Raw genomic sequence first — 7238 nt, 5'->3', positions numbered from 1 at the left:
ATACGTAACAATTCATCATACTGTCGCCAAAATCCTGCCTGCTGCGGTGCAATTCCGCAGCTAAACCAGCGGGATGTGAATGCACCATATGTGCGACCCAGATTTTGGCCCTGGTCGACAAACTACGTCTGCCCCCACAAATGCACCAGACCGTTCGGCGCGAGCGTACCGGTGAGATTCATCCAGCGCCGAACGTGTTTATGCGCAACTTTGCCTACCAATCCATGAAATCGCCCGCGAACTGGAAGTATCTAAACATTCAGCTGCTATCCGATATCACTGAAAACCGGCCAAAACACCGCTTTCACATCAAAAACAGGCCATGCATTTTCAGGTCTGTTTTATGCACGTTTTATTCACTCCATTTCTCCGCGTTTCGGCCAGCAAGCTGCTGAAAACAGGTCGTTCACATCGATTTGGCAGCGAGTGCCGTTTCGCCGGTACGCATAAGATTCATTATATTAAATTGGACTGTTTTTCACTCAAAATTCCATCTGGTCAGGATTCCGACCAGGTAGTCGCCTGCGGGCTATAAGAGATCAACAGATGAAGGAAGGCTGCACAATATTATTTTAATAAAAAAGGGGAAGTAATAGTCAGTTAAATAAAAAGATTAATTAATCAGTATCAGCCATGTTTTTCCATGCAAGCAACGATTTGTTTCCTTTTGGTTATTTTATCTCCTCGTGGATATTGAATAGGGTGGGGTTTTATTTTCGAAGGATTAAGAGTATGTCATTATTACCTGTTAACGGACCAGGAATTGGAATTGTGCGTAATAATATGAAAGAGGCGCGCCAAAAAGGCATGTCACATAATATGGCCTTGCCAAACACATATTTTTGGTTTTATAAAAAAGTTAGACTGAAGGGGCCATGGGACTATAAACGGTTTGATCCTTATTGGGCTGATTTCGGCAATTTTAATTATGGTGCAACAGGCACTGCAGCCGGCATTCCTGAAGCTATACTGCTGAAGGCTGCCGGATGGGCGCAGAGTCGCGCAGGGACATCAGATCCTGATTGGGGTAACTGGTATGATGGCCCGCCGTACGGAGATGACTACAATGATCAATACTGGATCAAGGAAGGCATAAAATATGCGATTGAAAACGGTTATTAGTCATTTACACATTATTGTTACGCTCGTGCTGTTGGTGACGGTAGTCGGGGGAATCTGGCTTAAGCTCACCGACACAGATCGTGCCGATGACAAGTTAATCGGCGTACGCCAGCTGGATAAACAAACATGGCTTTATATTACTGAATATGACGGTGGCGGCGCAACGGTGCCTTATATTTATCGCTATTACCTGGCCGGTAAGTTAGAAGGCAACGTAAGCCAGCAGCTGGCAGATATTGCGCCGTTTATGAGAGCCGCTACGGCAAACGCCAAAATAAACGCTGACGACGTAATTATCAATGTTAAATATCAGGGACGCGTATACGCTTTTAACAACCTGGTACCGTATCGCTATCAAGAAAAAACAATTTTTCCGCGTATCCACTTTGAGACAGACTATGAGCCGCAAAGTGCCCAGAAATAGTACTTCCTGTACGCTAAAAGCCCTGCCATAGCAGCAGGGCTTTTCAGGTGTGGCGATTTTATCAGCGCAGGGCGCCGGACGTTTCTACCGGCATCTCGCACGGTTCCATCTCAACAGGGATGCTTTTATAAGCGGGGATCCCGCTGACGGTATCGTGGCTATCAAGCGGCACCATCACGTTGGCTTCCGGGTAATAGGCGCCTAACGAGCCAGGCGCCATATCCAGCACCACGATTGTCAGGTTATCCATGCGGCGCCCGGTGCGTTTGCCATCGGGATCGAGCGCAATAATATTCACCTTATCACCCACCCGCAGCTGACGTTTTTCCGCCTCGTCCGCATTGATAAACAGCACGTCGCGTCGTCCGGTCACGCCGCGATAGCGATCGTTCAGTCCGTACAACGTGGTGTTGTACTGATCGTGGCTGCGTAAGGTGGTCAACACCAGATCGTGACATTTCAGCGAACGCGGATCCTCATTAACGCCGTCCATAACCAAGAACTGCGCCCGACCCGAAGGCGTGTTCCATTCGCGTTCCGAAGCCGCGTTGCGCAGGCGGAAACCGCCCGGCTGCTGCACGCGACGGTTGTAATCCTGGAAGGCCGGGAAAACGGCCTCAATCGCTTCACGGATAAAGCTGTAATCACCGATCATCCGATCCCAGTTGATTTTGGTATTGGGCAGCGTCGCTTTGGCCAGCCCGGCGACAATCGCCGGCTCCGATTTCAGATGCGGCGAAGCGGGTTTTAACATACCGCGCGAGGCGTGAACCATCGACATTGAATCTTCCACGGTAATGCTTTGTTCACCGGACGCCTGCACATCCTGCTCGGTACGGCCCAGCACCGGCAGAATATAGTTGTGCTTGCCTAACAGCAGATGTGAGCGGTTTAGTTTGGTTGCCATATGCACCACTAAATCGAGCTTACACATCGCCTCAAAGGTAACCTGCGGATCGGATATTGCTTCCGCCAGATTGCCGCCGAGGCAGAGCAGCGCTCTGGCTTTACCGTCGCGCATCGCCTGGATGGTGGCGACCGCGCCGTGGCCGTGATGCTGCGGCGGCTTAAAGCCGAACACCTTTTCAATGCTGTCGAGCAGCTCCTGCGAGGGAATTTCAGTAATGCCCACGGTGCGGTCGCCCTGCACGTTGGAATGGCCGCGCAGCGGACAAATCCCCGCGCCGCGCTTGCCGATATTGCCGCGCATCAGCAACAGGTTAGCGATTTGCTGCACATTCTGGGTGCCGTACTGATGCTGGGTAATGCCCATGCCGTAGCAGATAATGGTTTTCTCTGATTTGGCATACAGGTGAGCAATGTTCAGGATCTCCTTATAATCCATCCCGGATACTTTCAGAATATGCGGCCATTCGGTGGCATCCAGATCCTGCTTCAGCGCCTCGAAGCCTTCGGTATGTTCACGGATGAAATCCTCGTCGATAACGCCCGGCTGGCCCTCTTTCAGCGCGCTTTCATGCATCGCCAGCAGCGCTTTCATCACTCCTTTCAGCATCGCCGCATCGCCGCCGACGCGCACTTTATAGTAAGTGGAGGCCAGCGCGGTGGAGCTGAGCGACAGCATTTCAATCGGGCTTTGCGGCGAGGTAAAACGCTCCAGCCCGCGCTCGCGCAGCGGGTTAATCGCTACAATGGTCGCGCCGCGTTTGGCGACTTCGCGCAGCGTACCCAGCATACGTGGATGGTTGGTGCCGGGATTATGGCCGATACACATCACCAGATCGCAGTGATCGAAATCTTCCAGCTCAACCGTTCCTTTACCGACGCCAATCGACTGCGGCAGGCCGACGCTGGTCGGTTCGTGACACATATTGGAGCAGTCGGGGAAATTATTGGTGCCATATTCGCGGGCAAATAGCTGATAGAGAAAAGCCGCCTCGTTGGAAGCGCGCCCGGAGGTATAAAACTCGACGCTATCCGGATCGCTATAGCTTTGCAATTTTTCACCTATTTCACGAAAGGCGGTTTCCCACTCAATCGGCTGATAGGTATCGCTGGCGGCATCATATTTCATCGGATGGGTCAGGCGACCTTCACCTTCCAGTTCAAATGCGTTGCGCTGCCACAGTTCGCTAACCGTATGCGCGGCAAAAAATTCCGGCGTGGTGCGTTTGCTGGTGGCCTCCCAGGAAACCGCTTTAGCGCCGTTTTCGCAGAACTCAAAAGAAGAGGCGTGGCGTGGATCGGGCCATGCGCAGCCGGGACAGTCGAAGCCCTGTGGCTGATTAACTTTAAACAGCGCGATAACATCCTGCTTCACTGACATCTGACCGCGCAATGCATCGGCAACTGCTTTAAGCGCGCCCCAGCCGCCTGCCGATCCGCCGTAAGGAGCAATACCAATCGTACGGTTTTGTTGTTTCATCATTCCCGGTTCCCGATTGTAAATTTATTATTAAAGGGTAGAACACTCCGCCAGCACCGGAGAAAAAAAGGGCGCTAATTGCTTTCGAAATATTACAAAGGCGGCGGGGTAAGAAAGGGGTGATAAATTGCGCAATGATTAAATTGTGCTAAACATTAAGTGTAAATATCTGAACAGGAGGTTATGATGAAAAAGAAAGTGTTATTAGCATTTGCATTTGCCGCAGCCCTGCCGTTAGCGGGCTGTTCCAGCAGCAACTATACTATCCATACTAACGATGGACGTACGATTGTCAGCGATGGCAAACCGAAAGAGGACAATGCTACCGGCTTGATTAAGTATAAAGATGCTAACGGAAACGAGCAGCAGATCAACCGTTCCGACGTTAAATCAATGACCGAAATTCCACACTAATTTCCTCTGCGAATGTTAACGAACTAAGCCACCGTCAGGTGGCTTTTTTGTTATTAAGCGTCGGCGGCTAATGAAGGTTATTGACGCCCCGGCGAAAACTGGCGTAATAAACAGCAGCCCGGCGGGCGCTAAATACATAATTATTTGCAATTTATTAAGAAAAAGCACCGCTTAATCCCGTACAACAACGCCCTGGTTAAATTCATGTTTATGATTGAGGGTGTTCCGTTGAAAAGGCGTCAGCTTACAAGTATTACCGGTTTTCTGTTTTTAGCATTTCAGGCCCATGCGGCTTCGATCTCTTTTCCGCTGACGCCGCCGTCGGTGGATGCCGCATCCTGGGTGTTAATGGACGCTACCACCGGGCAAATACTGAGCGAAGGCAACGCCGATGAACAGCGTAATCCGGCCAGCCTGACGAAACTGATGACCGGCTATGTCGTCGATCGCGCTATCGATCAGCATCGCATCAGCCGTGACGATAAGGTCACTATTGGTCAGGATGCCTGGGGCGCCGGTAATCCGGTATTTAAAGGCTCCTCGCTGATGTTCCTCAAGCCGGGCGAGCAGGTTACGGTGCGCGATCTGAGTCGGGGCGTAATCATCGATTCCGGCAACGATGCCTGCGTTGCGCTGGCCGATTACGTTGCCGGCAGCCAGGACGCCTTTGTCAAAATGATGAATGACTATGCGGCGAAGCTGGGATTAACGCATACCCATTTCGAAACCGTTCACGGACTGGATGCGCCAGGCCAGCACACCACCGCGCGCGATCTGGCCGTGCTTTCACGCGCCATCATCAGCGGCGAACCCGATTTTTATCAGATGTACAGCGAAAAATCGCTGACCTGGAACGGCATCACCCAGCAGAACCGCAACGGTCTGCTGTGGGATAAAAACCTGCACGTTGACGGCCTGAAAACCGGACATACCGAAAGCGCTGGTTTTAACCTGATCGCCTCCAGTCTGGATGGCCGTCACCGGCTGATTGCGGTAATCATGGGCGGTAAAAGCCCGAAAGGCCGCGAGGAGCAGGCGCGTAAACTGCTGATCTGGGGCAACAGTAATTTTGATACCGTACAGCTGTTCCATGCGGGTAAAGCGCTGGGTAAAGAAACCGTCTGGTACGGCAATCCGCATCAGGTAGAAGTGGGCACCACCGAAGATATTTATCTGTCGGTGCCGCGCAGCGCGATGGACAACATCAAAGCGAAATATGTTATCGATCGCAAAGATCTGGAAGCGCCGCTGAAGCAGGGCGAAAAGGTCGGCACGATTCAGGTGATCGACAAAGATCAGGTGCTGGCCAGCTATCCGCTGATGACGCTGAATAAGGTGGAAGAGGGCGGTTTTGTTACTAAAGTCGGCGATTATCTGAAACAGAAGTTTTAACCTGCAGGCAGGGGCGAACTCTCGCCTCTGCTGCTGCCCGCTGGCGTCAAATCCGCTTATTTTCCTTGCCCCGCTTTTTTATATGCCAACCCGCCTGACCCTGACCCTGACGCCACGTCAGCCTTTATGTTGTCGGCGATGAATATGACGCCGTTAACAGAGCGGTAACGATGAGGTTTACGCCTGACGCGGCGATATGCTTTGGTCACCTGCATCAGGTGTAGCAATTCCACGCTCATTGCGTTAATTAGTCTTTTCATTAACGTTAAATTTAGATAAAAATCAGCTAAATACAGACGAAAGTCTCATGCCGCTGGCAACTCCAGGTTATGATTACGTCCCGTTTTTCGTTACCGCGGAGAGATTTCTTGCGTCCTGATAAGCCGCTTTCGACCGTTGAATTCAGCGTTTACCGCCACTACCGTATCGTCCACGGCGTCCGCATTGCGCTGGGCTTTATTTTGACTTTCCTGCTGGTGCGCCTGAGCGAAATCCCGGAGGGAAGCTGGCCGCTGATCACGCTGGTGGTGGTGATGGGGCCGGTCTCCTCGTGGGGCAATGTTTTTCCCCGCGCGTTTCAGCGTATTGGCGGCACCATTTTCGGTTCGATTTCCGGGCTGATTGCGCTGAAGCTGGAGTTGATTTCGCTGCCGGCGATGCTGGCGTGGTGTACGGTAGTGATGTTTCTCTGCGGCTATCTGACGCTGGGCAAGCGGCCCTATATGGCGCTGCTGATTGGCATTACCCTGGCGGTAGTCTGCGGCGCGCCGGCGGGTGAAATAACCACCGCGCTGTGGCGCAGCGGCGATGTAATCCTCGGCTCGCTGCTGGCGCTGCTGTTTACCAGCATCTGGCCGCAGAAAGCCTATATCCACTGGCGCATGAAGCTCTCTGATTCGCTGTCGGCGATGGCGAAAATTTATCATGCCGGTTTTTCGCCGAATCTGGTGGATAAGCCGCGTCTCGACAAGCCTTTGCAGCAGGTATTAACCGATGTGATACGTATGCGTTCGCTGCTGGAACCTGCCAGCAAAGAGACGCGGATTCCGAAATCGGTGCTGGAAGGCATCCAGACCACTAACCGCAATATTCTCTGTACGCTGGAGCTGCAAATTAACGCCTGGTGGTCTTCCCGCGCCAGCCATCTGATCTTGCTGAATGCATCCACCCTGCGCCGAACGCAGCAGATGACGGAAAATACCTTTAAAGCGCTGGCAGGGATGCTGATTAACGGCAACACCGACCGGGTTGCGGCCAATCATCATGAACTGACGGAGATAGTGCGCGAACTGCGTCAGCTGATTGCGGAAAACGACAGCGATCGGCTGGTGGAAACGCCGATTCATGGCTATGTCTGGCTGAGCCTGGAACTGGCGAAACAGCTGGAGCGCCTGTCCGATCTGATTCGGCTGGCAATGCGTAAATAGCCGTTTCGACAATCGTCGCTGTGGCTGCGCGGGATTTCGCGCTAAAATGTCCCACAGTCTGAATTTAAACGTG

The 7238-nt window shown here is 52.3% G+C and carries 6 protein-coding genes and 1 pseudogene; 5 read left to right on the top strand and 2 right to left on the bottom strand.

The window, feature by feature from the left end:
- Window positions 1-218 (bottom strand): annotated as a pseudogene (locus COO59_RS21060) (hypothetical protein); the annotation flags it as partial.
- 514 nt (window positions 219-732) lie between these two features.
- On the opposite strand from COO59_RS21060, the gene COO59_RS16515 reads away from it, so the two are divergent.
- Together COO59_RS16515 and COO59_RS16510 are read left to right on the top strand one after the other, a co-directional pair.
- Complete coding sequence (locus tag COO59_RS16515) at window positions 733-1122, top strand: polymorphic toxin type 44 domain-containing protein (protein ID WP_165786535.1); 390 nt, start codon at window positions 733-735, stop codon at window positions 1120-1122.
- Window positions 1100-1546 carry a hypothetical protein gene (locus COO59_RS16510; RefSeq protein ID WP_103060840.1) on the top strand — a complete coding sequence of 149 codons (447 nt, stop codon included), beginning with the start codon at window positions 1100-1102 and terminating at the stop codon, window positions 1544-1546. The genes COO59_RS16515 and COO59_RS16510 overlap by 23 nt, the downstream gene beginning before the upstream one ends.
- A 61-nt stretch (window positions 1547-1607) precedes the next feature.
- On the opposite strand, the gene COO59_RS16505 is transcribed toward COO59_RS16510, so the two are convergent.
- A complete protein-coding gene (locus COO59_RS16505; protein ID WP_103060847.1) occupies window positions 1608-3932 on the bottom strand; it encodes an FdhF/YdeP family oxidoreductase in 2325 nt (774 codons plus the stop codon).
- Window positions 3933-4115: 183 nt separating this feature from the next.
- Here COO59_RS16505 and COO59_RS16500 point away from each other — a divergent pair, with 183 nt between their 5' ends.
- The 3 genes from COO59_RS16500 (at window position 4116) to COO59_RS16490 (ending at window position 7165) form a co-directional block, all read left to right on the top strand.
- The gene (locus COO59_RS16500) at window positions 4116-4346 is read left to right on the top strand and encodes a YgdI/YgdR family lipoprotein (RefSeq protein ID WP_409371632.1); all 231 of its coding nucleotides are present in this window, start codon (window positions 4116-4118) and stop codon (window positions 4344-4346) included.
- 228 nt (window positions 4347-4574) lie between these two features.
- Entirely contained in the window at window positions 4575-5738 is a 1164-nt protein-coding gene (gene dacD / locus COO59_RS16495) for a serine-type D-Ala-D-Ala carboxypeptidase DacD (RefSeq protein ID WP_240614151.1), read from the top strand.
- 368 nt (window positions 5739-6106) lie between these two features.
- Window positions 6107-7165, top strand: a complete 1059-nt coding sequence (locus COO59_RS16490) for an FUSC family protein (protein ID WP_205960883.1) — start codon at window positions 6107-6109, stop codon at window positions 7163-7165.
- Window positions 7166-7238 lie beyond the last annotated feature (73 nt).

The sequence above is a fragment of the Mixta theicola genome, assembly GCF_002895925.1.
Taxonomy (GTDB): Bacteria; Pseudomonadota; Gammaproteobacteria; order Enterobacterales; family Enterobacteriaceae; genus Mixta; species Mixta theicola.
This window is presented reverse-complemented; position numbering and strand designations above follow the sequence as displayed.